Annotated in this window: 27 protein-coding genes; 25 read left to right on the forward strand and 2 right to left on the reverse strand. The window is 45.8% G+C overall.

Features of this window, described 5'->3' with window-relative positions; all coding sequences use genetic code 11:
* The first annotated feature begins 622 nt into the window (after nucleotides 1-622).
* Both HOP45_RS00005 and HOP45_RS00010 read left to right on the forward strand, forming a co-directional pair.
* Nucleotides 623-1,147: an NfeD family membrane protein gene (locus HOP45_RS00005; protein ID WP_181346741.1), complete on the forward strand. Its 525-nt coding sequence runs from the start codon at nucleotides 623-625 to the stop codon at nucleotides 1,145-1,147.
* Between the two features lies 1 nt (nucleotide 1,148).
* Entirely contained in the window at nucleotides 1,149-2,588 is a 1,440-nt protein-coding gene (locus HOP45_RS00010) for a flotillin lipid rafts scaffold protein FloT (RefSeq protein ID WP_181346742.1), read from the forward strand.
* A gap of 326 nt (nucleotides 2,589-2,914) precedes the next feature.
* Here HOP45_RS00010 and HOP45_RS00015 read toward each other — a convergent pair whose 3' ends face one another.
* A complete protein-coding gene (locus tag HOP45_RS00015) occupies nucleotides 2,915-3,226 on the reverse strand; it encodes a hypothetical protein (RefSeq protein WP_181346743.1) in 312 nt (103 codons plus the stop codon).
* A gap of 229 nt (nucleotides 3,227-3,455) precedes the next feature.
* On the opposite strand from HOP45_RS00015, the gene rpoE reads away from it, so the two are divergent.
* The 3 genes from rpoE (at nucleotide 3,456) to HOP45_RS00030 (ending at nucleotide 6,993) form a co-directional block, all read left to right on the forward strand.
* On the forward strand, nucleotides 3,456-4,013 hold the full coding sequence (gene rpoE / locus HOP45_RS00020; protein WP_181346744.1) for a DNA-directed RNA polymerase subunit delta: 558 nt from the start codon (nucleotides 3,456-3,458) through the stop codon (nucleotides 4,011-4,013).
* Nucleotides 4,014-4,670: 657 nt separating this feature from the next.
* Nucleotides 4,671-6,278, forward strand: a complete 1,608-nt coding sequence (locus tag HOP45_RS00025; RefSeq protein ID WP_181346745.1) for a CTP synthase — start codon at nucleotides 4,671-4,673, stop codon at nucleotides 6,276-6,278.
* Nucleotides 6,279-6,669: 391 nt separating this feature from the next.
* Nucleotides 6,670-6,993, forward strand: coding sequence for a TipAS antibiotic-recognition domain-containing protein (locus HOP45_RS00030; RefSeq protein ID WP_181346746.1), 324 nt, complete (start codon nucleotides 6,670-6,672; stop codon nucleotides 6,991-6,993).
* 377 nt (nucleotides 6,994-7,370) lie between these two features.
* Here the strand turns inward: HOP45_RS00030 and HOP45_RS00035 are convergent, their stop codons facing one another.
* On the reverse strand, nucleotides 7,371-7,886 hold the full coding sequence (locus tag HOP45_RS00035) for a DUF2529 family protein (RefSeq protein ID WP_181346747.1): 516 nt from the start codon (nucleotides 7,884-7,886) through the stop codon (nucleotides 7,371-7,373).
* Between the two features lie 175 nt (nucleotides 7,887-8,061).
* Between HOP45_RS00035 and HOP45_RS00040 the strand changes: the two genes are divergently transcribed.
* From HOP45_RS00040 to upp, 20 genes are all read left to right on the forward strand, one after another.
* A complete protein-coding gene (locus HOP45_RS00040; protein ID WP_181346748.1) occupies nucleotides 8,062-8,421 on the forward strand; it encodes a response regulator in 360 nt (119 codons plus the stop codon).
* A gap of 172 nt (nucleotides 8,422-8,593) precedes the next feature.
* Nucleotides 8,594-9,457 (forward strand): class II fructose-1,6-bisphosphate aldolase, encoded by an 864-nt coding sequence (gene fba, locus HOP45_RS00045; protein ID WP_181346749.1) that lies wholly within the window; start codon nucleotides 8,594-8,596, stop codon nucleotides 9,455-9,457.
* Nucleotides 9,458-9,557: 100 nt separating this feature from the next.
* Nucleotides 9,558-10,196 carry a fructose-6-phosphate aldolase gene (fsa, locus tag HOP45_RS00050; RefSeq protein WP_181346750.1) on the forward strand — a complete coding sequence of 213 codons (639 nt, stop codon included), beginning with the start codon at nucleotides 9,558-9,560 and terminating at the stop codon, nucleotides 10,194-10,196.
* Nucleotides 10,197-10,270: 74 nt separating this feature from the next.
* On the forward strand, nucleotides 10,271-11,557 hold the full coding sequence (locus HOP45_RS00055) for a UDP-N-acetylglucosamine 1-carboxyvinyltransferase (protein ID WP_181346751.1): 1,287 nt from the start codon (nucleotides 10,271-10,273) through the stop codon (nucleotides 11,555-11,557).
* A 62-nt stretch (nucleotides 11,558-11,619) separates the two neighbouring features.
* Nucleotides 11,620-12,588: a class II fructose-bisphosphatase gene (gene glpX, locus HOP45_RS00060; protein WP_181346752.1), complete on the forward strand. Its 969-nt coding sequence runs from the start codon at nucleotides 11,620-11,622 to the stop codon at nucleotides 12,586-12,588.
* A gap of 295 nt (nucleotides 12,589-12,883) precedes the next feature.
* A complete protein-coding gene (rho, locus tag HOP45_RS00065; RefSeq protein WP_181346753.1) occupies nucleotides 12,884-14,179 on the forward strand; it encodes a transcription termination factor Rho in 1,296 nt (431 codons plus the stop codon).
* 144 nt (nucleotides 14,180-14,323) lie between these two features.
* Entirely contained in the window at nucleotides 14,324-14,569 is a 246-nt protein-coding gene (locus tag HOP45_RS00070) for a type B 50S ribosomal protein L31 (protein ID WP_181346754.1), read from the forward strand.
* Between the two features lie 234 nt (nucleotides 14,570-14,803).
* Nucleotides 14,804-15,424 (forward strand): thymidine kinase, encoded by a 621-nt coding sequence (locus HOP45_RS00075; protein ID WP_181346755.1) that lies wholly within the window; start codon nucleotides 14,804-14,806, stop codon nucleotides 15,422-15,424.
* A gap of 472 nt (nucleotides 15,425-15,896) precedes the next feature.
* Nucleotides 15,897-16,292, forward strand: coding sequence for a hypothetical protein (locus tag HOP45_RS00080; RefSeq protein WP_181346756.1), 396 nt, complete (start codon nucleotides 15,897-15,899; stop codon nucleotides 16,290-16,292).
* Nucleotides 16,293-16,392: 100 nt separating this feature from the next.
* The gene (prfA, locus tag HOP45_RS00085) at nucleotides 16,393-17,463 is read left to right on the forward strand and encodes a peptide chain release factor 1 (RefSeq protein WP_181346757.1); all 1,071 of its coding nucleotides are present in this window, start codon (nucleotides 16,393-16,395) and stop codon (nucleotides 17,461-17,463) included.
* A gap of 2 nt (nucleotides 17,464-17,465) precedes the next feature.
* Nucleotides 17,466-18,374, forward strand: a complete 909-nt coding sequence (prmC, locus tag HOP45_RS00090; RefSeq protein ID WP_181346758.1) for a peptide chain release factor N(5)-glutamine methyltransferase — start codon at nucleotides 17,466-17,468, stop codon at nucleotides 18,372-18,374.
* A gap of 124 nt (nucleotides 18,375-18,498) precedes the next feature.
* Nucleotides 18,499-19,107, forward strand: a complete 609-nt coding sequence (gene spoIIR, locus HOP45_RS00095) for a stage II sporulation protein R (RefSeq protein ID WP_181346759.1) — start codon at nucleotides 18,499-18,501, stop codon at nucleotides 19,105-19,107.
* A 61-nt stretch (nucleotides 19,108-19,168) separates the two neighbouring features.
* Nucleotides 19,169-19,549, forward strand: a complete 381-nt coding sequence (locus HOP45_RS00100) for a hypothetical protein (RefSeq protein ID WP_181346760.1) — start codon at nucleotides 19,169-19,171, stop codon at nucleotides 19,547-19,549.
* 237 nt (nucleotides 19,550-19,786) lie between these two features.
* The gene (locus HOP45_RS00105; RefSeq protein WP_181346761.1) at nucleotides 19,787-20,830 is read left to right on the forward strand and encodes an L-threonylcarbamoyladenylate synthase; all 1,044 of its coding nucleotides are present in this window, start codon (nucleotides 19,787-19,789) and stop codon (nucleotides 20,828-20,830) included.
* A gap of 60 nt (nucleotides 20,831-20,890) precedes the next feature.
* Nucleotides 20,891-21,442, forward strand: a complete 552-nt coding sequence (locus HOP45_RS00110) for a manganese efflux pump MntP (protein WP_181346762.1) — start codon at nucleotides 20,891-20,893, stop codon at nucleotides 21,440-21,442.
* Nucleotides 21,443-21,508: 66 nt separating this feature from the next.
* The gene (locus HOP45_RS00115) at nucleotides 21,509-22,126 is read left to right on the forward strand and encodes a low molecular weight protein arginine phosphatase (RefSeq protein ID WP_181346763.1); all 618 of its coding nucleotides are present in this window, start codon (nucleotides 21,509-21,511) and stop codon (nucleotides 22,124-22,126) included.
* 191 nt (nucleotides 22,127-22,317) lie between these two features.
* Nucleotides 22,318-22,758: a ribose 5-phosphate isomerase B gene (gene rpiB / locus HOP45_RS00120; protein ID WP_181346764.1), complete on the forward strand. Its 441-nt coding sequence runs from the start codon at nucleotides 22,318-22,320 to the stop codon at nucleotides 22,756-22,758.
* 84 nt (nucleotides 22,759-22,842) lie between these two features.
* On the forward strand, nucleotides 22,843-23,415 hold the full coding sequence (locus tag HOP45_RS00125; RefSeq protein WP_181346765.1) for a TIGR01440 family protein: 573 nt from the start codon (nucleotides 22,843-22,845) through the stop codon (nucleotides 23,413-23,415).
* Nucleotides 23,416-23,454: 39 nt separating this feature from the next.
* Nucleotides 23,455-24,705, forward strand: coding sequence for a serine hydroxymethyltransferase (locus HOP45_RS00130; protein ID WP_181346766.1), 1,251 nt, complete (start codon nucleotides 23,455-23,457; stop codon nucleotides 24,703-24,705).
* 115 nt (nucleotides 24,706-24,820) lie between these two features.
* Nucleotides 24,821-25,453 carry a uracil phosphoribosyltransferase gene (gene upp, locus HOP45_RS00135; RefSeq protein WP_181346767.1) on the forward strand — a complete coding sequence of 211 codons (633 nt, stop codon included), beginning with the start codon at nucleotides 24,821-24,823 and terminating at the stop codon, nucleotides 25,451-25,453.
* Nucleotides 25,454-25,477: the final 24 nt, after the last annotated feature.

A 25,477-nucleotide genomic window follows, 5' to 3' on the forward strand; every position in this document is an offset into this window, starting at 1 on the left:
AGAAGCCTATATGGCAAGGGCCGTTGGGGAAGGGTGAGACTCCCGCGGGAGAAGGGGCAAGGCAAGACCCCGGAAGGCGAAGCCTGAGGAGGCTTGCCAGTTCCCCCGCAGGAAAGCGAATCCTTCCCCAACGGCCCTACACGCCCACAAACATCTCGCAATCGAGTCTTACAGAATTCTGCCTTTTAGCGAAAGACTCCGTTTCGAGATAACTATCCACTTCAAATATCAACAACAAACTTTAACAAAGCCAATAAGAAAAAAACAGACTACATCTTTGCGATGTGGTCTGTTCAATTGTAGCCCTTTCGTAAGTTCTCCACCGAAAAGGAACTACATCATGACAAAATTTTCTCTTTATTTTGCTGACATCAAGTCGAATATTAGTCTATGAGTCAAACATCGAAATGATGACGAATTATATCCATGCTTAAATGAACAGGCGAGAAATTATGCCAATGATCTTGCCATGTGCTTCCTCGTACTTCATTGGTAACACTGTGCCACTAGCTTAACAGGGAAAAACCGTTAAAGAATTTCCAAACGCTGAAACGTAAGGGGCAATTACACCGTACTAATGAGTGTGAGATTTAACAGGTTAGAGGAGGTGGAGAGGATCGAATTGCTGCTCGATGTATACTGGTGGATGCTGTGGGGAAGTTTGGCGGCTGCTGTCATATCCATTTTCATAGGCGATCTTATCGAAAGTTTATTTGGTGGTTTAGATGAGTTTTTCAATCCATTACTGCTATTCGGCACATTATCCGTCGTGGGCGGAGCAGGCGTTTTATTGACGAAATATACTGGTCTGAACATGGGTGCGGTTCTGCTGATGAGCGCATTGGCAGGCGCATTAGCTTATGTGATTATCTATTATTTTCTTATCATTCCTTTGTCGAATGCGGAAGCCTCTACCTCCATTTCCATGCAGGACTTAGAAGGGAAAATGGGTGAAGTCATTACAACCATACCTGCTGAAGGGCTTGGTGAAGTTTTCATTGAGTCGCCCAATGGCAGCCGCAATGAAACCGCTAAGAGTTTTGAGAGTGAAGAGATTAAACAAGGCAGTCGTATTGTCGTCGTTCAGGTCGCGGAACAAATGGTACTCGTGTCTAAATTTGAAGATGAATTAAACTGGGGGGAGTAACATGGATTTTCTGATTGTAATTGGTGTTGTTGTCGGTGTCATATTAGCATTCGGCATATTATTTGCTGCTCGCTATAAAACAGTAGGCGCCGATGATGCGATGATCATTACCGGGAGCTTTTTAGGAAGTAAAAATGTACATAAGGCTGATGACGGAAGCGGCATTAAAATTGTTCGTGGTGGTGGAGCATTTGTTCTTCCTGTCTTTCAACAAGCTGAATACATAAGTTTAAGGTCACATAATTTAGAGATCTCCACGCCGAATGTTTATACTGAAAATGGTGTTCCTGTAATGGCCGATGGAACCGCGATCATCAAGGTTCAAAGCACCACAGAAGGTATTGCCACGGCCGGAGAACAGTTTCTAGGTAAAGAAGATTCTGAGCTGCGCAAAGAAGCACAAGAAGTGTTGGAAGGACATCTGCGGGCTATTTTAGGAACTATGACGGTCGAAGAGATCTATAAAAATCGAGAACGTTTTGCTCAAGAAGTGCAAACGCAAGCGGCAGTGGACTTGAAAAAAATGGGCTTACAAATTGTTTCGTTCACCATTAAAGATGTCCAGGATGAAAATGGTTACTTAGAAGCACTAGGGAAGCCTCGCATTGCAGAGGTGAAACGAGACGCTCAAATCGCAGAAGCGAACGCCATGCGGGATGCGCGTATCCAACAGGCAAGTGCTGAGCGTGAAAGCCAAAGTGCAGAACTGCAGAGCGAAACGCAAATTGCCGAGTCAACGAAAGATAAAGAACTGAAGGTTGCGACTTATAAACGAGAGCAGGATACGTCCAAAGCTGAAGCAGACATGGCCTACAAGTTGCAAGAAGCCAAGTCCCAACAGCAAATAAAAGAAGAGGAAATGCAAGTAGATCTAGTCGAAAAAAATAAGTTGATTGAACTTGAAGAACGCGAAGTCAGTCGTAAAGAACGTCAGTACGATGCAGATATTTCGAAAAAGGCTGATGCTGAACGGTACGCTGCTGAACAAAAAGCTGAAGCTGATAAACTTACAAGTGTCAAACAAGCGGAAGCGGAAGCAGAACAAATTCGTCTGGACGGGGAAGCTGAGGCAGACGCGATTCGCCAAAAAGGACTGGCAGAGGCCGAGGCAAAAGAAAAATTGGCTGAAGCCATGGAGAAATATGGAGAAGCTGCCATCCTCGAGATGATCATTAAGATGCTTCCTGAATTTGCAGGCAAAATCGCCGAGCCGATCAGCTCGATCGATAAAGTGACAGTGGTCGACAGCGGTAATGGCGAAGGAGACGGAGCAACCCGGATGAGCAACTACGTGACGGATTTGATGAGTCATTTACCCGAAACGTTACGTGACGTATCAGGAGTCGATTTAAAAGGCATGCTCGATAACGTCGCATCGGATAGCGAGAATAAAATCAATAATCATCTGGATAAGCAGAAACAGCCGGTTGAAACTGAATAAAACCGATAACAAGTAAATCAAAGGTGTAAAAAGCGAACATTGGAAACGTATATAAATTCAAAGCTGATCATGAGCGTAGTCAAAAGAGGTAGACTCCTACGGGAACAGCGCGAGCCCGAAGATGATCCTGCAGGAAAGCGGTTTTTGCTTTCCGAGGAAGCTGAGGCCGTGCCCGTGGAAAGCGAAGTGTTTTGACTGAGCGGTCATGGAACGCCTTCTTTAAGACACAAAAATGCCGAACATTTCAGCAAATCGTTCAGCATTTTTGTGTCTTATTCAGTTTTGTTCCCAACCTTTTTGTAAGGGAGAACCGAGATGAACAGGCGCTAGTGTCCGCCGCCAATCTGATCTTCGTCACCCGTCTGGTTGATTTCTTTTATGTAGGGCGTTTTTGTACCATACCATTCATAAGTAAGATCGTAGGACCTTCCTTCTTTCAGTACCATCCACATGTTGGTGTCTTTAACGTGGATTTTCTGATCGTTCACATGGATGTAGTATTTTTCTTCTTCGTGGCTTTTGGATGTAATTTCAGCATCCGTTAAATGTTTTGATTGAATTTTTCCGAAGTTTGAATACAACCAGACCCCAATGATTAAGATAGCTAACAACGATATAACCCAATTGAAAATACGCATTCAAGTTCGCTCCTTTAGATAGTCGGTATCCTGTCATGTAGAAACTACCGTTATTTTACGATAAAATGAATACTTAAGCCAAATATCGTGTGATCGGAGAAAACTTAAATTCATCTTATTGATTTTTAAAATGGCTGACAATATAATGAAATGTATGGTTCAATGTGATGCGTACGTGTGTTATATATGCAATGCTACACTTAATTTCCAATAAAAGGAGTGCTGGATCTTGAGCTTGAAGGAGTTAAACAAAGAGCAAATCAGTGAAATTTCAATGCTGGAACTTGCCACAACGATCCTCGAAGAAGAAAATCAAGCAATCGATTTTAACGAGCTATTTAAACGGATTGCGTCATTGAAAGGTCTCTCAAAAGAGCAGACGAAGGATGCTATTGCGCAGTTCTATACAGATATGAATATTGATGGCCGGTTTATGACCATCGGAACCAACCAATGGGGCTTAAAACGCTGGTACCCCGTTGAGCAAATGGAAGAGGAAATTGCGAATCTTCCTAAGAAGCGGAAAAAGAAAAAGAAGAAGAAAAAGAAACCATCTCAGCTGCTTGAAGATGAAGTGGGCGCATCCGGTTATGACGACGAGGAGTCGAAATCGAGTCTTGACGAGTCTTCTGAATTAACAGATGATGATCTGGATCTTGACGATGAAGAAGATTACGAAGGTGACTATGAAGAAGATGACTTGGATGAAGAGGAAGAAGAAGTCATTGAAGAAGATGTCAGCTTTGTTGGAGATGAAGATGAAGAGGAAAGCGATGACGATTTATAAGCCTGCTTGACTTTCAAGGTGCGAGTGAGTACAATTCAATTTGGGCTCGTAAAAATCACCTGAACGTTTAGAAAAACGCTCCCCATATGAGATGGGGAGCGTTTTTTATTTAAATGGGAGAGTTGGGCAAGCAATGTTAGCTCCTTATTCTAGAAGGTCTCGTACTCAAGAAAGATTAGGCCCTTTATGTTATAAGAGCTTGGGGTGGCTGGGAAATAACTCGCTTTTCTGCAGGGAACCGTCGAGCCCCCTTGGTCGCTTTGCTCCCTGTGGGGTCTCGCCGAGTTCCTTCTCCCGCGGGAGTCTCGTCATTTCCCAGCCACCCCAGTTTTTTCATTAGTGAAGGACCCTTCTATAAGTGTAAAGACAAACAGCTGGTGAGATACGCTCTCACAGGGGCCTATTATAGTAAGTTTAGTCCTTCTATGGGCTAGAGAACATGCAGTACAACATAGGATCCTCTAACATAGTTCCTCGTCTTCCCTATGTGATTGCGGTAACCAAATAGGGAAAGAGGACAGAGGCACGGCGGCCGCTTCGGAGGTGAACCGTTCTCCTCAGCACCTAGCTCCTTTAAATATCATAACCGGTGCTTCATTTTAATAGCTCGGTTAGAACATAATATATAATCAATGTGGAATAGAAAGAGGGATGAGCATGGCAACGAAGTATATATTTGTGACAGGCGGAGTGGTTTCTTCTCTCGGAAAAGGCATTACTGCTGCATCACTGGGCAGGCTTCTCAAAAACCGTGGTCTAAAAGTGACCATCCAAAAGTTTGACCCTTACATTAATGTTGATCCAGGGACCATGAGTCCTTACCAGCATGGCGAAGTTTTCGTCACAGACGACGGCGCTGAGACGGATTTGGATCTTGGTCATTACGAACGGTTCATCGATATCAATTTGAATAAGTATTCCAACGTCACGACAGGGAAAGTGTACTCCAATGTGATCAAAAAGGAACGGCGTGGCGATTATCTGGGTGGGACTGTTCAAGTCATCCCACATATTACGAATGAGATCAAAGACCGTGTCTTCAGGGCAGGACACGAAACGAATGCAGACATCGTGATCACAGAAATCGGCGGCACAGTCGGGGACATTGAGTCACTCCCTTTCCTTGAAGCGATTCGCCAAATTAAAAGTGATATCGGACGCGAACATGTCATGTACTTGCATTGTACCCTGGTTCCTTACATCAAGGCGGCCGGAGAAATGAAGACGAAGCCGACTCAGCATAGTGTCAAGGAACTGAGGTCGCTCGGTATTCAGCCTGACGTTATCGTCTTGCGTACAGAGATGGAAATCTCTCAAGAGATGAAAGAAAAGATTGCCTTGTTTTGTGATATCGATAAACATTCAGTCATTGAAGCACGGGACGCAGGAACGTTATACCACGTGCCGCTGATGCTTCAGGATCAAAAACTGGACGAGATTACGTGCCGTCATTTCGGGTTGGAATGTCAGGATGCGGATATGACTGAATGGAATAAGCTGGTTGATCAGGTCAAGAGTTTATCGAAGCAATCGACGATTGGCCTAGTCGGAAAGTACGTTGAATTGCCCGATGCTTATATCTCGGTCGTTGAAGCTTTGAAGCATGCAGGATACTTTCATGACGCTGATATTGACGTGCGATGGGTCAACGCTGAAGACGTAACAGCTGAAAACGTTGCGGAGCAACTTGAAGGCGTTGACGGTGTGCTCGTCCCCGGAGGGTTTGGAGATCGAGGCATTGAAGGGAAAATTGAAGCGATCCGTTATGCGCGTGAACAGAAAGTGCCGTTCCTTGGCATCTGTTTGGGCATGCAGTTGGCGACCGTTGAATTTGCCCGGCATATGCTCGGTTATACCAATGCCCATTCTGCCGAGATTTCTCCTGGTACGCCGGACCCCATCATTGATCTGCTTCCTGAGCAAAAAGAGGTTTCTGATCTCGGTGGAACGTTGAGATTAGGCATTTACCCTTGCCGTTTGAAGCCAGACACGAAAGCCCGAGCCGTCTATGATGATGAAGTCATTTATGAACGTCATCGCCATCGGTTTGAATTCAACAACCATTATCGTGAGGAAATGGAAGCTCAAGGTTTTCTATTTTCAGGGACAAGCCCGGATGGACGTCTCGTCGAAGTGATCGAAGTAGAGGACCATCCATGGTTTGTTGCCAGCCAATTTCACCCTGAATTCAAATCCCGCCCGACGCGGCCTCAGGAATTATTCCAAGGTTTCATCGGAGCAGCCATGGCGTATCAACGGGCCTAGCAGGTTTCATTGCATCTCCTTTGCTGATAAATACAGTATAGGTTGAAAAAGCGAAGGCTGGAAACGTTTATAAGATCTGCTATGATCATGAGCGTAGTCAAAACACGTAGACTCCTATGGGAACAGCGCGAGCCGAAGATCCCGCAGGAAAGCGAAGTGTTTTGACGGAGCGGTCATCGAACACCATACTTAAACAAAACGTCCGAACGATTTCTCGAAAATCGTTCGGACGTTTTGTTTTTTGCCTATCTTTTTCGAGGCTCTAGGGATGGGAGCACTTCCAATTGTTCACACTATAAACATAAGGCTGCGGGTGGGACTTGGACAGGCATGACAAAAGACATCCTCGCTTACCCGATATGAGCTGAATGAACAGATTGGGAGTGATCGAGTGGATCAGGACAAGTTTTTCGCGAAAGAACAGATGCTAGAGTGGAGAGACCAGTTGAATGCAGACGCCGAAATCATCAGGCACGCCGAACAGGAATTTAAGGCTGTATCTGCCGAGCTTCAATCCTGTCTGCAAAACGGGATACCTGCAACAGACGAATCTGTCCAGGCCTTAGCGCATCGCTGGCGGAAACTCGCCAACCATTTCACTGTGGACGCCCCCGACATGCAAAGAGCCTCAGAAGCATTCCATGAAGACGGAAAGATGGGGCAGGGTGTAGGAGATAACGCCATCTATGCATATATCCGTGATGCATTGAAATAAGAGAAGCGTGATAACAAGAGTTATTCAGGCAGCCGACCCTATGAGGGACCAATGGACTATGTTGTAGACTACCATGTATGTGAGTCGAGAATATTTACTACGGCGTTCTTTCTGAGTGGTTTGGACTAGGATCTTATCTTTTTTTCTAATAGAAGAGCCCTTCACCAAATATTTTTTGCAGTTAAAAAGACCTTCAATACATCATCCATGTATAAGGTCTTTTTATTTATGATGTTTGTTCGAGGTATTCGGGCTGTTTCCGTCGTGTTTGATAGCGTTTGGAGATCCGGGGAATTACTCGAGTTCCGTAAGGGGAGCGTTTTTCCCAACCACCCCTGACTCATAATACCGCAACGAACCCCGAAACTAGCCAATGTCTATTCGTAATCTTCCATCATCTCCTGGATGGTCAGTTTAAGAACGAAAAATGTATAGAACATCGTCATCACTGAAGGAAAGCCGATGCGCCCCGTGTCCATCGGTAACAACGGCTCAGTCAGCTTCGTATCGATATGGAAGTCGGCTTGGGATTGAAGCGGGTTATCACCTTTTGTAACGGCAGATAGACTCGTCACCGCAACGCCTTTTTCCTGAGCGTGTTTAGTAAGGTCGAGAGCCTCCTCATGATCTGCAAAGCGAGATGCGATGAGCACCCGGTCAATGTCAGTCAACGAAACATCGTCTGTGTAAACATAAGTGCGGGGCAGTGCCTCTGCGCCGTGGTTGATCTCGGCTTCTAACGCTATCATTTCACCAAACCCTTTGACATAAATATGACCTTCCCCCGCTAAGGCCTGTGCTAGTGCACGGGCTCCTTCTTCGATTGCCAAGTCTTCTTGCTCGGCAATTTGTTGGAATTGACCTGTCAATTGAGTAGTTAGCATCTTATGCATGTCCAATCCTCCTTCTTACTTTTCATAAACTAGCGTAGCATATTTACCTTATAGGACGGAATTTTCCTTCCAATTAACTGGGTACAGGCAGGAATTTGTACTTTTTCATCGAAAGATATAAAGAGATGACAAAAAATCAACAATTTTCAGTAATCAGGAAAGGTAGTGATAGATGATGGCCGAAAAAATCCTGATTGTAGACGACCAGCCTGGAATCCGTCTGCTTCTAGAGGAAATTATGAGAACAGAGGGCTTTGAAACCTTGAGCGCCGAAACAGGGAAGGAAGCACTTGATTCAATTCATACTCACGACCCGGATTTGACCCTGGTCGATTTTAATTTGCCTGTTATGAACGGGAGTGAACTATTGGAAATTCTACAAGACCAACACTATGACAAACCGGTCATCATCATGACCGGAATGACCGAAGAAGAAGTCGGGGAATCGGCGCACCTGCCTTTCGTGAAGGAAATAGTGGCGAAGCCGTTTAACATTGAGGACATAAGGGAAATCGTGGTAAAAAGTCTTGGATAGTTCGGATGGAAATAAGTTTTTTTCTATGTAAGCGGTAACTAACGGAGGCGGATGTTGCACCATTCATAGGGTATTGGTATTCTATTATTGTGACTTAAATTACATAGCATGTTTGAGAACGTAGTGAACAATGCTTGTAAATATCTTATGTTTGGTTAAAGGAGGATCTTTCATGCCGTTAGTTTCGATGAAAGAAATGCTTGAAACAGCGAAGGAAGAACGCTACGGCGTCGGTCAATTCAATTTTAATAACCTGGAATATGCTCAAGCTATCCTGCAAGCAGCTGAGGAAGAGCAGTCTCCAGTGATTATTGGTGTTTCTGAAGGTGCAGGACGCTACGCGGGTGGTTTCAAAGTCGTTGTTTCTATCATTGAGTCGCTTATGGAGGCTTACGAGACAACCGTACCTGTCGCTATCCATCTTGACCACGGCTCCAGCTTTGAAAAGTGCGCAGAAGCCATCCATGCTGGGTTCACATCAGTCATGATTGATGGTTCCCATTATCCGTTGGAAGAGAACATTGCTCTTACCAGTAAAGTTGTCGAATTGGCTCATATCCATGGCGTTTCAGTCGAAGCAGAACTTGGTCGGATCGGCGGTCAGGAGGACGATGTCATCGTTGAAGATGCAGAAGCAGCGTATGCGATACCGTCTGAATGCAAACAACTGGTTGATGCAACCAACGTCGATGTTTTTGCTCCAGCTTTAGGTTCGGTGCATGGCCCGTATAAAGGCGAGCCGAATCTAGGTTTTGATCGGATGGAAGAAATCATGGGAATTGTGGATAAACCGTTAGTACTGCACGGCGGCACAGGTATTCCTGTTGAAGACGTTAAAAAGGCGATTTCGTTCGGAACGGCCAAGATCAACGTGAATACTGAAAACCAATTCGCCCAGGCGAAAAAAGTGCGTGAAGTACTAGCTGAAAAGCCGGAACTCTATGATCCGCGTAAATACTTGGGACCAGGTCGTGACGCAATCAAAGACACCGTTAAAAGTAAGATGCAGGAGTTCGGTTCTTCACAGAAAGCATAAACACGTTTAGGGGAAAATAAAGGAAGCCGTTAATTTTTAACGGTTTTCTTTTCATCATTCTTGAAAACGCCACCACATCAAAAGGAGAGGAAAATACAACATGGAATTTTTTATTGATACAGCTAATATTGATCATGTCCGCGAAGCCAATGCTCTTGGAATTTTATCGGGAGTAACGACAAACCCGAGTCTCGTTGCGAAGGAAGGGGTTTCTTTCCACGATCGCCTGCGAGAAATCACATCTGAAGTTGACGGTTCTGTCAGTGCCGAAGTTATTTCAGAAGATGTCGATGGTATGTTGAAAGAAGCAAAGGAACTTGCAGCTATTGCTCCGAATATTACGGTGAAAGTTCCCATGACCCTAGAAGGGCTGAAAGCTGTCAAAGCATTGAGCGACTTGAATATTAAAACAAACGTCACGTTGATTTTCTCGGCCAATCAGGCATTGCTTGCAGCACGGTCTGGCGCAACGTATGTTTCTCCATTCCTTGGCCGCTTAGATGACATCGGTCAAAATGGCATGGATCTGATCGCTCAAATTTCTGAAGTCTTCAACCGCCACGGCATCGATTCAAAAATCATCGCAGCATCCATCCGTCACCCCATTCATGTTACCGAAGCTGCATTAAATGGTGCACATATCGCCACCATCCCTTACAAACTTATTGATCAACTCGTTCAGCATCCTCTTACAGATCAAGGAATCGAAAAGTTTTTGAATGATTGGAATAACCAATAACGGATGACATTGGTAAAATTGTGCAGAATAAGAGCGAGAAATGCTGACCCCGAAAATAAAGTGAGGCGTATCACATGAAAAAACTACTTGTAGAAGGCGGGAAACCTCTGAGAGGGAGGGTGCGAATCGGAGGCGCTAAAAATAGTGCCGTCGCATTGCTCCCGGCCGCTATTCTCGCTGATTCACCTGTTACCATCGAAGGGCTGCCTACCATATCAGACATTGGGATTTTATCTGATTTGTTAGAAGAAATTGGCGGGACAGTTTCCAAGGACGGTACAACTGTTTACATCGATCCGACCCACATGACAGCGATGCCTTTACCAAATGGTAAAGTGAAAAAGCTGCGCGCTTCCTATTATTTCATGGGCGCCATGCTCGGTCGTTTCAAAAAAGCGGTGATCGGGCTTCCGGGAGGCTGTAACTTAGGCCCCCGCCCGATTGACCAGCATATTAAAGGATTCGAAGCCTTAGGTGCAGAAGTTACCAATGAGCAAGGCGCCATTTATTTGCGTGCCAACGAATTAAGAGGCGCCAGAATTTACCTGGATGTGGTCAGCGTCGGTGCCACGATTAATATTATGCTGGCTGCCGTTCGGGCCAAAGGTAAAACAGTGATCGAGAACGCTGCAAAAGAACCTGAAATCATTGATGTAGCTACCTTGCTGACGAGCATGGGGGCAAAAATCAAAGGGGCAGGCACGGATGTAATTCGAATCGAAGGCGCTGAAACCTTGAAAGGGTGTCTGCACACCATCATTCCTGACCGCATTGAAGCGGGAACATACACGATTATGGCCGCAGCCCAAGGTGAAGAAGTCATGATTGATAATGTCATTCCGCAACACTTGGAATCACTGCTTGCCAAGCTGAGGGAAATGGGCATCACGGTAGAAGAGAGCGACGAACAGTTATATATCCGCCCCGGAAAGAAGATCAGCAGTGTGGATATCAAAACGCTCGTCTACCCTGGCTTCCCGACAGACCTGCAACAGCCCTTTACAACGCTTTTAACGCGTGCAGAAGGAACGGGGATTGTCACGGATACCATTTATCAGGCGCGCTTCAAGCATATCGACGAATTGAGACGGATGAATGCCAATATCAAGGTTGAAGGCGGATCGGCCATCGTGACAGGCACCTCTTCCCTTGAAGGGGCTAAAGTGACGGCCAGTGATTTACGTGCCGGAGCAGCGCTTGTAATTGCAGGCTTGATGGCAGATGGCATTACGGAAGTAACCGGTATTGAACACATTGAAAGAGGTTATGAAAACTTGACCCAGAAGCTTTTGGACCTAGGTGCTCGGGTTTGGCATGAGGAAATGTCTGAGGAGGAAATCGAGCAATTTCAAAATTCGTAAGGGTTTAAAAGATTTCCATGGAGATGAGGAAAAATATATATGCGAAATGGAGAGGGATAACCATGGAAAGAAGTTTATCAATGGAGTTAGTACGCGTCACTGAGGCTGCGGCATTATCATCAGCCCGGTGGATGGGTAGAGGAAAGAAAGACGAAGCAGATGATGCTGCAACGTCGGCTATGCGAGATGTTTTCGATACCATTCCGATGAAGGGGACGGTCGTCATCGGCGAAGGCGAGATGGATGAGGCTCCGATGCTCTACATCGGAGAAAAACTGGGTAATGGTTATGGAGCAAGAGTCGATGTCGCTGTCGATCCTTTGGAAGGTACGAATATCGTCGCTCAGGGAACGTGGAACGCATTGGCGGTTATAGCGATTGCAGACGATAAGCAGTTGCTGCACGCACCTGATATGTACATGGACAAAATTGCCGTTGGTCCCGAGGCTGTCGGAAAAGTTGACATCAACGCTTCGATTAAAGACAATCTGCAAGCTGTGGCGGATGCAAAACAGAAAGAGGTTGAAGACGTTGTCGCGATTGTCTTGAACCGTAAGCGGCACCAGCAGGTTATCGAGGAAATCCGGGAAGCAGGCGCACGGATCAAGTTGATTCCGGATGGAGACGTTGCAGCTGCCATTAACACCGCTTTTGACCACACAGGGGTCGACATACTGTTTGGTTCAGGCGGAGCACCAGAAGGGGTACTGGCTGCTGTGGCTTTGAAATGTCTGGGCGGTGAAATTCAAGGTAAGCTGATCCCTGGAGATGACGAAGAATTGAATCGCTGCAGGGAAATGGGTATAGAAGATATTAATAAAACGCTGCATATGGAAGATTTCTGCGGCGGCGACGATGCTATATTTGCCGCTACAGGCGTGACCGACGGTGAATTGTTGCAAGGTGTGCAATTCAAAGGGACTAAAGCAACGACCCAAACCGTCGTCATGCGAGCAAAATCAGGTACCGTGCGCTTCATCGACGGTGATCATAGTCTGAAGAAAAAACCGAATCTTGTTATTAAACCATAATAGAAAAAGGGAACCTCTAACACCGGTTCCCTCTTTTCCTTTTCTTTCTTCACTTCTCTCTTCTCATAAAAATCCATAAATTTTTAATTGAATCTACTAATCAAATAGTTGTAAAATGATGCATGTTAATCGACCTCTGTAAGCTTCAACTTACGCGCTCCTTTCAAGTCTCCTTATACTTCAATTGAGTAAAGAGCATCACGGAGAAGAGATGCTCCCATATAATCCATGTGGCAGTCTTTGAAGCTTAAATAAAGATGTCGTATTATAAATTTCATAAGTGTGGTGATTATTTTTGGCAGAACTGACGATTTCTCATTTAGAAACGTTGACTTTAAAAGATTTGTATTCGTTAGCCCGTCAATATAAAGTCTCGTATTATGCCAAATTGACAAAACGAGAACTCATATTTGCTATTTTAAAAGCGCAGGCTGAAAAAGGCGGTTATTTATTCATGGATGGCATTCTGGAAATCATCCCATCAGAGGGATTCGGCTTCCTTCGCCCCATCAATTACTCGCCAAGCGCAGAAGATATTTATATTTCAGCTTCTCAGATTCGCCGTTTCGATTTGCGAAACGGTGACAAAGTCTCAGGGAAGGTCAGACCCCCTAAGGAAAATGAACGCTACTACGGGTTGCTTCATGTGGATGCCGTAAATGGGGAGGACCCTGAAACAGCTAAGGAACGGGTTCACTTTCCTGCGCTGACGCCACTGTATCCGGATCGCCAAATTAAATTGGAAACAGGAAGCAAGCAAGTGGCGACGCGCATCATGGATGTCATGTCTCCTGTCGGTTACGGGCAGCGCGGATTGATTGTCGCGCCGCCAAAAGCTGGGAAAACCATGCTGTTAAAGCAGATTGCTAATAGCGTTTCCATGAACCATCCTGATTCTAAACTGATCATTTTACTCGTGGACGAGCGTCCCGAAGAAGTGACGGATATCGAACGGTCTGTTGCGCCCGATGTTGATGTCGTAAGTTCTACGTTTGATGAAGTACCTGAGAATCACATCAAAGTATCTGAATTAGTTTTAGAACGTGCCATGCGCTTGGTAGAACATAAGCGTGATGTCATTATTTTGATGGATAGCATCACGCGTTTAGCGAGAGCCTACAACCTCGTCATACCGCCAAGCGGCCGGACATTATCAGGCGGGATTGACCCTGCTGCGTTTCACCGGCCGAAACGATTTTTCGGCGCAGCCCGTAATATTGAAGAAGGCGGCAGCATGACCATACTTGCCACAGCGTTAGTGGAGACCGGGTCCCGGATGGACGATGTCATTTATGAAGAATTTAAAGGCACGGGGAACATGGAACTTCACCTTGACCGCAGCTTGGCAGAACGGCGTATCTTCCCGGCTATCGATATATTGCGTTCCGGTACCAGGAAAGAAGAATTGCTCATCTCCAAGTCGTACTTGGATAAAATTTGGGCGATCCGAAAAACGATGTCTGATTCGCCCGATTTTGTGGACCGATTCGTCCGACGTCTCAAATCATCCAAAAATAACGATGACTTTTTCGAATTGATGGATCAGGATATGAAAGGTAAGAGCCCTGCGCGGAAATCACGAGCAGAATAAGCCATTGAAACTTCTTGCAATGGTGATTTTCCCCTGTTATAATCATTCTATGTGAGTTTCGGGTAAGAGCATATGCGATGCCTCTGACGGCTCTTACAATAACTCTGTTTCCAAAGGATTCAGGGCAAAAAGGAGTGGAAGAACATGAAAAATGATATTCATCCAGGATACCGCAAAGTCGTATTCCTTGACACAAGCTCTAATTTCAAGTTTCTAACCGGATCTACACAAGATTCCGACGAAACGATTGAGTGGGAAGATGGAAATTCATACCCGCTGATCCGTGTCGAAATTAGTTCAGCTTCTCATCCGTTCTACACAGGCAAGCAGAAAGCTGATAAAGCTGGCGGCCGTGTCGATCGATTCAAGAAAAAATATAACCTTAACTAGGACATCCTATAAGGATATTTTAAAACAACGCTTAAGAAAACAGGCAAATCGATTTATCCTTTGCCTGTTTTTTTGTACCAATTCTTCGCAAATTGAGCCTTCCCTTTGTTAAAGCAATGAGGTTGCCGGGAAGATACCGTGGCCTGGCAGACGCATTTCAGGGAGGCTCTTTTTGTATGTAAAAGTACTGTTTCAGGAATAATGAGAGTAGCTACGTGAAGGGAGCGATCACACGTGTATGTGATGAAACAAAGCGGTTGGATCGAAATGATTTGTGGCAGCATGTTCAGTGGAAAGTCAGAAGAGCTCATTCGTCGGGTAAGACGAGCTACATATGGGAATTTATCTGTCCGTGTTTATAAACCAGTGATTGATAACCGGTACAAAGAGGATTCTATCGTGTCGCATAACGGAACCTCTGTGTTGGCGCGTCCGGTTGAACACTCACTGGATATTCTTGAGCATGTCGATGATTCCATTGATATCGTCGGCATTGATGAAATTCAATTCTTTGATGAAACCATTATCGATGTAGCTGAAACACTGGCCGATCGTGGTATTCGAGTCATTACAGCTGGTCTGGATACTGATTTCCGCGGCGAACCATTTGGAGCGGTTCCAAACCTGATGGCACTCAGCGAATCCGTAACCAAGCTGAACGCGATTTGCCCCGTTTGCGGTTCTCCCGCAAGCCGGACGCAGCGTTTAATCGATGGCGAACCAGCCTCCTATGATGATCCTGTCATCCTCGTAGGTGCGTCAGAATCCTATGAACCAAGGTGTCGTCACCACCATGAAGTACCAAATAGACCCAGGCAAGCGAAATTGAAAGCACACGTAGACCATCACGCATAATCCGAACTTCACGAGGTTTTAGTTTGACGCGAGAAAATGGCACAAAAGGCTGTAATAAAACTGAATAAAAACACAAATGCCGAACGATTTAGTTGAAATTGTTCGGCATTTTGTATGATTAGTTTAAGAGAGATCCCTTCACTATCATAAAAATGAATTGAATTTAAAATGGAATAAATCGCTATCCAATTATTATTCACATGTATGAGGCTTTACTTAAGTGAAGCAGAGGGTCAACGCTGTCATGAGCGTAGTCAAAACGCGTAGACGCATGCGTGAACAGCGCGAGCCGAAGATCCCGCAGAAAAGCGTTCTTTGCTTTTCGAGGAAGCTGAGGCCGTGCCCGTGGAAAGCGAAGTGTTTTGACGGAGCGGTTATGGAACGCCTCCTTAAAATTTTACTTAGCTAATTTTTTTGATAAACACACCACCTTCAGACCATACTAAGCAAAAATGCTAGGAGGAAAAGAAGAATGGTGCGACTCGTCTTAATGGGAATGGCTGTTATGTTAGTCATGACTGGCTGTCTTGGTTCGGATGACAATTATCAAGGAAGTACGAATCGAGATGACATTAAACAAATGGGCCAAGTCGATGATACAGATGAACCGATGCAGAACCCGAGACAAATCGGGAATGTTGGCAATACGTGGGGCTTGAAAGTGGATCGTGATAAGATCAAAGCTGCTGCGGAAAGCGTGGAGGGTGTGGACGTACAGCGCATTATTTTAGAGGCTGCTTATGTTAGAGTCACAGTTAAAGTCGATGATAAAATGACAGGGAAAGAACGAGACAGCAAGGAAAGAGAAGTCCGGCTTGCGGCTGAACGTGCTGTTCCCCGGTACGATTACCACGTTAAGGTGAAATAAAGCCGAGCGCCTCTGGCAAGCATCTATCGTCTGATGCAGGTTGTAACTCCGCTTTCTCTATAATATAATTAGAATGTTATGGAGAAAGAGGTGTTGACCAGTGATTGAACGATTACAGACGCTTGAAGATCGTTATGAAAAATTAAATGAATTACTGAGTGATCCTGAAGTTATCAATGATCATAAAAAATTACGTGATTATTCCAAAGAACAATCCGATCTTGAGGGGACCGTTCAGAAGTACCGCGAATATAACAATGTCACCTCGCAACTTGAGGATGCCAGGGCAATGCTTGATGACAACCTTGATGATGATATGCATGAGATGGTTAAAGATGAAATAAGCGAATTGAATGCGAAGCAGGATGAATTGGCTGAAGAGCTTAAGGTGATGATGCTTCCGAAAGATCCTAATGATGATAAAAATGTCATTATGGAAATCAGAGGGGCTGCCGGAGGCGATGAAGCATGTTTATTTGCTGCGGATCTTTACCGGATGTATACGCGCTATGCGGAATCATACGGTTGGAAGATCGAAGTGATTGAATCGCATCCTAACGAATTAGGCGGTTTCCGCGAAATCATTTTTATGGTGAACGGTGAACGTGCTTATTCTAAGATGAAATATGAAAACGGAGCGCATCGTGTTCAACGTGTGCCGGAAACCGAATCAGGCGGCCGGATTCATACGTCTACGGCGACGGTAGCGGTTTTGCCGGAAGCAGAAGAGGTCGAAGTGGAGATTCATGATAAGGATATCCGGGTTGATACGTTCGCTTCCAGCGGTCCTGGCGGTCAGAGTGTCAACACGACCATGTCTGCTGTCAGACTGACGCATGTACCTACGGGCGTCGTCGTTTCATGTCAGGATGAGAAATCACAGATCAAAAACAAAGAAAAAGCGATGAAAGTCTTACGTGCCCGCATCTACGATATGTATCAAAAAGAAGCGCAGGCAGAATATGATGAAACACGTAAATCTGCAGTAGGCTCCGGCGATCGCTCGGAACGTATTCGGACGTATAACTTCCCGCAGACGCGTGTGACGGATCATCGGATTGGTCTAACGCTGCAAAAGCTGGATCAAGTCTTAGAAGGTAAATTGGATGCCATCATCGATGCGTTATTGATCGAAGAACAATCTCAAAAATTAGAGCAGATTGGTGAATAGACATGACCCACTCCTTTAAAACCATCCAGGAAGCCCGACAGTGGGCTTCTCTTTTTTTGCAGCAGCACGATCGTGAAGCCAAAATAGCAGATTTACTGCTGGATTATCATTTGCAGCTTTCCTATGCGCAATTACTAGCCTGTTTACGTGATGCCATGCCAGAAGAGAAGCAAGCCGCTTTTATTCATGACATAAAACACCACGCAGTCACCGGCATCCCGATTCAACATATGACCGGTACCGGGCATTTTTTTGGGCGTACGTTTACCGTAACACCGGATGTGCTGATTCCGCGTCCAGAAACGGAGGAATTGGTGGAAGGGGTCTTAGCATTTGCCCGCTCCCGTTCGTGGAACGACGTTACCATCGCTGATATCGGAACGGGTGCAGGTGTCATTGCGATCACCCTGGCTCTAGAACTTCAAGGCGTAACCGTGAAGGCAACCGATATTTCCCCTCAGGCGTTAGCGGTAGCAAAGCAGAATGCAGCTTCCTATCAAGCTGAGGTGACTTTCAAGGAAGGACATTTTCTTGATGCACTTAACTTACAAGGCGTTGATATCCTTGTGTCGAATCCGCCTTACATTTCCTACGCCGAAGAAGCATCGCTGTCTGATACCGTCCGAGAATTTGATCCGGCCCTTGCGTTATTCGCAGATCATGACGGGCTGGCGGCTTACCATGTCATGGTACGTCAGCTTGCCGCTTATCCTCGGGAAAAGCAGCCTGCTTTAATTGCGTTTGAAATGGGGCATTTACAAGGCGATCGTTTAGCAGAGTTAATGCTGAAGGAAGTGCCGCATTATCAAACGGAGATACGGAAAGATATGAACGGACATCCTCGCTTTATTTTTGCGGTAAAAGCAGATGATACCTTTTCCCCTGAGTCGTTTAGGAAACACTTATACTGAAAGCGAGTGGTATAACGGAGTTGAACTTCCGAATAGAACAGAGTTGAAAAAATTAATAGTTTAAGAGTTTAAGCAAATTCCCCTTTGCCCATAATGAGGACAAGAAAGCAAAGGGGGTTTTCATATGCAGAAGATAACGTTGGTTTCACTCCTTATCGGGCTGCTCTTAACAGGTATTTCGGGAACGCCGAACGCAGCGGCCGGCGTATCTGAACAAAACTTTCAAGTGATTCCGGACGAAGCGATCCGGTTACGTATATTAGCAAATAGTAATGCGAAAATGGACCAGGATGTGAAACGGACTATCCGTGACAAGGTCAACGCAGAAATCACGCAGTGGGTTGAAGAACTTACATCGATCGAGGCGGCCCGCGAGCTTATTCAAGATCGTATTGATGAAGTCGATGCTATTGTCGCAGACACATTAGCGAGTGAAGGTGCTGGGAACACGTATCAAGTTGATTATGATGACGCCGTTTCCTTTCCGACCAAACTATATGGGTCGTTCATCTACCCTGCAGGGGATTATGAAGCAATTTTAATTACGCTCGGTGAAGGTAAAGGTGATAATTGGTGGTGCGTGCTGTTCCCGCCTTTATGCTTTTTGGATTTCTCGAATGGGGCAACGGTGGATGAAGCAGCGTCTGAGCAAACCGTAGAAGCAGAGGAAAAGGATGAAGACGTCGAAGTGGAATTTTTTCTCGTGCGTATCTGGAATAACATATTTGGTTAGCATATCTTAGCCCCCATTTCATAGAGTAATAATAGAAGAAAGCAAAGGAGCGTGGGGCAAGATGGAAATAGCTAAAATTACATTGCATGATGATGTTAAGGACTTATTCATAGCTGAGGAAGAGCGTCAGCAATTATTTGATTCAGGATACAGGATTATCGAAAAAGGAGAAACAATCGGCTCGTTCCTCCTGACTCCGCTTGGCAACGGCGAGGTTCAATTGAAACGTCTCGTAATGGAACAGAGCATCACCCCGGGGCATGTGCTGGTCATTTTTGAAGCCATACAAGATACATTCCGCAAAAGCCAATGGAGCACGTTGGTGGTGCGAAGTCATTCCGAGCAGCTAGATGAGCTGCTTCGTTATCAACAGTTTTCACCAAATGAAACGGCAGATAACAAGGAGGCATCGCTCGAAAAAATGTGGATATATACCGGTTAACCACAAGGTAACAGTAGGTATTGTGGATAACCTTACCGCATATCCACAAGTTATCAACAGAACTGGGGATAAACTATCAAAAAGTGTGTATAAGTCATCAAACTTATACACGCTTTTTTTTGTGCTTGTGGATCATTTGTGGATAATGTCAGATGAGAGCTGTAGTTTCCAGTTGCGCTCTTGTTTGTTCCCCTCCATAATGATAATCGAGATCATTAATAAAGGAGTTCTCTGCTTATGAGCTTAGAAACGAAACTGTGGGAGGTTCCCAAGGATGTCGATCAGTTTCATGATGATATAAAAGAAGCAGCCCGTGAACTTCGGGATAAGAACGTTGTTGCATTCCCGACGGAAACCGTGTACGGCCTAGGGGCGGATGCCACGAATGAACGGGCAGTGGGTAAAATATTTTCAGCCAAAGGCAGGCCCGTGGATAACCCGTTGATTGTCCATGTGCATAGCCGTGAGCAAGTCGGTCATCTCGTGACACACATTCCAGATAAAGCGAATCATTTTATGGACCAATGCTGGCCAGGACCACTTACGCTCATTCTAAACAGTAATGGAACAGCGGCGGAAAATGTGACGGCAGGGTTATCCACTGTCGCCATTCGTATGCCGGCTCATCCGGTAGCTCTTGCATTGTTAAAGGCAGCGGACCTTCCTGTCGCTGCGCCAAGTGCTAATTATTCCGGCCGCCCAAGTCCCACAGCGGCTGAACACGTGATGCAAGATTTGAACGGCCGGATCTCCGGTGTCATTGATGGCGGAGCGACCGGTGTTGGGTTGGAATCGACGGTGTTGGATTGTACCAGTGACCTCCCGGTGATATTGAGACCTGGCGGTGTTCCATATGAAATGTTGAAGCAGATTGACCCGGACGTCATCATGGATCCTGCTTTAGTTAAATCCGCGCAGGAAGCGCCGAAATCACCTGGTATGAAATATACCCATTATGCGCCAGAAGCGCCGCTCTGGCTGATTGATGGAGAGGATGACTTTTTTGCCGAGCAAATCGCTCAACTTGAGCGTGACAATCAACGTGTCGGTGTCATTGCGAGCCGCGAGTTGGCGGAAACGTTAGGGGATCGGCCGATTGCGGTTTGTGGCTCACGTGAACATTTGGCCGAAATAGGCGAGACATTATACCGTGTCCTCAGACAGTTTAAAAAATCGGATGTAGATATCATCGTGTGTGAAGCCTTTCCGGAAACAGGCATTGGAGCCGCGATTATGAACCGATTGAAGAAAGCAGCAGCTAAAAAAGTGAATCAATTTTAACATCATACAAGCCTCCCCGGACGCATATCATGAAGATAGCATATCCGGGGAGGTTTATGTATGGCGGAGATTTGGTCTGAAGGGGCATTTTCATTATTATTATTAGCATTTGCACTGGGGATGGATAGTTTTTCAGTTGCATTAGGCATGGGGATGCGTCCGATCCGCTTACGTCACATCTTCACCTCCGGGCTGATGGTCGGGATTTTTCATATGGTCATGCCGGCCGTCGGGATCGTCATCGGTCAACTCCTCTCCGTAAACCTCGATACGATGGCTTCGTTGATCGGCGGCCTGTTGTTGATAGCACTTGGAAGTCATGCCATTTTTTCCTCGTTAGTGGACAAGTCCCTCCCGACGTATACGCCCGTTGGAGCAGGGGTTTGGCTATTTGCCTTCAGTGTAAGTATTGATAGTTTCTCTGCAGGATTGAGCTTAGGGATAGCCGGTTATGCTGTGGTAGTCACCATCATCATGTTCGGGATTGTCAGCACGATGATGACATGGGGAGGTTTCTTATTAGGTAGAAAAGCGCACGGATTTCTCGGCGTGTACAGTGGTATTTTAGGCGGAAGTATTCTATGTTCCATGGGACTGCACACAATATTTTAGTCATTTCGGTGGCAGGACGCCTTATGGTATATTAGAGATAGACTTGAACTACGGAGGCGTTGTCTCATGAACATTTTGTTTGTATGCACGGGGAACACATGCCGAAGCCCCATGGCTGAGGCACTATTAAAGAAACAAGCGCCGCATGTTGAGGTGAAATCTGCCGGCATTTTCGCGGGCAAAGGGGAGCCGTTAGTAGAGGAAACAATCGAAGTGTTAAATGAAAAGGGCTTGGGTACTGAAGCCCGTTCCACACCAATTTCCAGGGATTTGCTTGACTGGGCCGACTTAATTTTGACGATGACCGAACACCACAAACAAACGCTGGCCTTACAATTCACTATTAATGAAGATAAGTTATTCACGTTAAAGGAATACGTGTTGACCAACGATGACGATTGGGAAACGTTAAAAGGATTGTATGCTGATTTTGAAGACAGACGCGCCATGATTATCCGTGATCAGAAGGACGCCATGGATGAAGATAAACTGGAGCAGCATCTAAGAAAAGAACTACAAGACCCCATAGAACGCATCCAAAAACTAGAAAATAAACTGCCGAATTTGAATATATCCGATCCATTCGGCAGGGACATCGTCGTTTATCGTGACAGCCGTGACGAAATAGAGCAACATATCAAACTGCTAGTGGAAAAAATCGATAACCATGAAAATGGCTCATAGGAAAGATAGACAGGAGTCGCCTAACGGTAGGCTCCTGTTTTTGTATGACATATTCTTCTGAGATTGAGGCATACTTTTCTCACAAGACCACCGATATAGCCTCGTAATGAATCGAAAGCCGTAGATTACCATTTCCAATTGACAGGCTGTCAATAAGCGGGCATGATAGATAGGGAAGGAGTGATCACGGTATGAATGTAATTCTTGCTTCAGACCATGGCGGCACCCATTTACGAAAAGAGGTGGCCCGTCTGCTAGAAGAAATGGATGTCAATGTTACGGATAGCGGCTGTGATTGCGAAGGATCCGTCGATTATTCCGATTACAGTTTGCCGGCCGCTGAAAGGGTGGCCAATGGTGAGTTTGATAAAGGCATTTTCATTTGCGGGACCGGCATCGGTATGTCTATCTCTGCGAATAAAGTCAAAGGCATCCGAGCAGCACTCGTTCATGATGTCTTTACAGCGAAGGTTACACGAGAGCATAATGATTCCAATATCCTGTGTATGGGAGAACGTGTGATCGGAACAGGTCTTGCATTGGAGATCGTCAAGACGTGGTTCTTTACAGAATTTGAGGGCGGTCGCCACGCGCGTCGTGTTCAAAAGATTGCCGATTACGAAAATAAATAATAGAATAGTTAATAGAACAGGGGGGAGCCAACACCGACACGCTTCCTCTTTTTTCAAATCTAGTTCCAGAAGGGATGGGAAAGTATGGTGGATGTCCGCACACTCGAAGACGAAGCCCTTCATCTGCTGGACGAAATAAAAAAAGCTAGTTTTTTGAAAGAAGGCGACTTATTTGTAGTTGGCTGCTCGACCAGTGAAGTGGCCGGAAGTCGCATCGGAACTTCTGGAAGTGAAGAAATCGCCAAAGTGATGTATGCTGTATTAAACAAGCTGAAGGAAGATACCGGCATTGAACCCATTTTTCAGTGTTGCGAACACTTGAATCGTGCTCTTTTAATGGAACGCCATATGATGAAACAGCAGGGGTACGAAGAAGTTTCGGCCGTGCCCGTTCCTAAAGCCGGTGGATCCATGGCGTCTTATGCTTATAAGCAATTACAGGACCCCGTGCTCGTTGAGTCCGTAAAAGGGGATGCTGGCATTGATATCGGCGATACACTGATAGGCATGCATTTAAAACAAGTGGCTGTACCCGTGCGTATATCGCAGCGTCATATCGGATCAGCCCATGTTAATATAGCGAGGACCCGTCCGCGTCTGATTGGAGGCGAACGCGCCTCGTATGAAAAACCGTCCCAAGATGTCGCGTGTGATTGATCATATCAACAGGTAACGTTCAGAAAGGGGAAATCACGAATGGAAAACTTAAAAAACTTTGACCAGGATGTATTTCAAGCAATGGACGATGAACGCTCAAGGCAGCACGATAAAATTGAACTCATCGCTTCGGAAAATTTTGTTTCAGAAGCGGTTATGGAAGCAACGGGTTCAGTTTTAACGAACAAATACGCAGAAGGATACCCTGGACGTCGTTACTACGGTGGCTGTGAACACGTCGATGTCGTTGAAAACCTGGCGCGAAATAGGGCTAAGGAGTTGTTTGGGGCAGAGCATGCGAACGTTCAGCCGCATTCAGGTGCCCAAGCGAATATGGCGGTTTATTTCAGCGTGCTTAACCCAGGCGATAAAGTTCTGGGGATGAACCTGAACCATGGCGGTCATTTGACACATGGCAGCCCAGTCAATTTCAGTGGCACCCTTTACCAATTCGAAGATTATGGTGTCGATCAGGATACCGAAAAAATTGATTATGACGCGGTTTTAGCTAAAGCAAAAGAAGTACAGCCGAAACTGATTGTCGCTGGAGCTAGTGCCTACCCGCGTGAAATCGATTTTGCCCGTTTCCGCGAAATTGCGGATGAAGTCGGGGCGTATTTATTAGTGGATATGGCCCACGTTGCAGGTTTGGTGGCGGCTGGCCTTCATCCCAATCCCGTACCGCATGCCCAATTTGTTACGACAACCACACATAAAACATTGCGTGGACCACGCGGCGGCATGATTTTGTGTGAAAAAGAATTTGCTAAGCAAATCAATAAAGCTGTTTTCCCGGCCATGCAGGGAGGCCCCCTCATGCATGTCATCGCGGCGAAAGCTGTCTCATTTTTAGAAGCGCTGCAGCCTGAATTTATCACCTACTCCCGCCAGATCATTGCCAATGCCAAGCAGTTGGGTGAATCACTGGAAAAGCAGGGAGTCCGGGTTGTTTCCGGCGGCACGGATAATCATTTGCTGCTACTTGATGTGCGTAACCTCGGGTTAACCGGTAAGGTCGCGGAAAAAGCGCTGGATGAAGTAGGCATCACGACGAACAAAAACACGATTCCTTTTGATCCGGAGAGTCCGTTTGTAACCAGCGGCATTCGTATCGGCACGGCCGCTGTCACAACACGTGGCTTTAAAGAGGCTGATATGGAGGAAATTGCAGATATCATGGCCTTTACGTTGAAGAACCATGAAGATGAAGCGAAATTGAAAGAAGCGGCTGATCGTGTGCAGCAGCTGACCTCACGTTTCCCTTTGTACCAACAACTCGCTAAAGCATAATGGCTGACGGCCCTTGGGATTTTTTCTCAGGGGCTTCATGTTTATCGCGCCTTGCAGACAGTCGTATTTTTAAGTACAATTTTAAGGATGCAAATTATTTAAGGAGTGATCGGTAATGGGAAAGGTATTCGTTCTGGATCATCCGTTAATCCAGCATAAGCTAACGTACATAAGGAAGCAGGAAACAGGAACGAAGGAGTTCCGTGAATTAGTCGATGAAGTATCTGCTCTGATGGCTTTTGAAATCACCCGAGATCTTCCTTTAGAAGATATAAACATTAATACGCCGGTCGTTGAGGACGCCCAGGCTAAGGTGCTGACAGGAAAGAAAATCGGTCTCGTACCGATCCTCCGTGCCGGACTTGGCATGATTGATGGGATTATTCAATTGATCCCAGCAGCGAAAGTCGGCCACGTCGGCTTGTACCGTGACCCGGAAACCTTGCAGCCGGTAGAATATTACGTCAAACTTCCAAGTGATATTGAAGAGCGTGAATTGATCGTTATCGATCCCATGCTAGCCACAGGTGGTTCAGCTAATGCTGCTATTCAGTCGCTGAAAACACGCGGAGCCCGTCAAATACGTTTGATGTGTCTGGTTGCCGCTCCAGAGGGTGTAGAAGAAGTGCAAAAAGAGCACCCTGATGTCGATATTTACCTTGCTGCATTAGATGAGAAACTCAATGAGAAAGGATATATCGTCCCAGGACTTGGAGACGCAGGAGATCGCTTGTTTGGTACGAAATAATCAACCAGGTTTGGAGTGAAAGCT

Origin of the sequence: Thalassobacillus sp. CUG 92003 (assembly GCF_013618635.1) — a bacterium.
Classification (GTDB): Bacteria; Bacillota; Bacilli; order Bacillales; family Halobacillaceae; genus CUG-92003.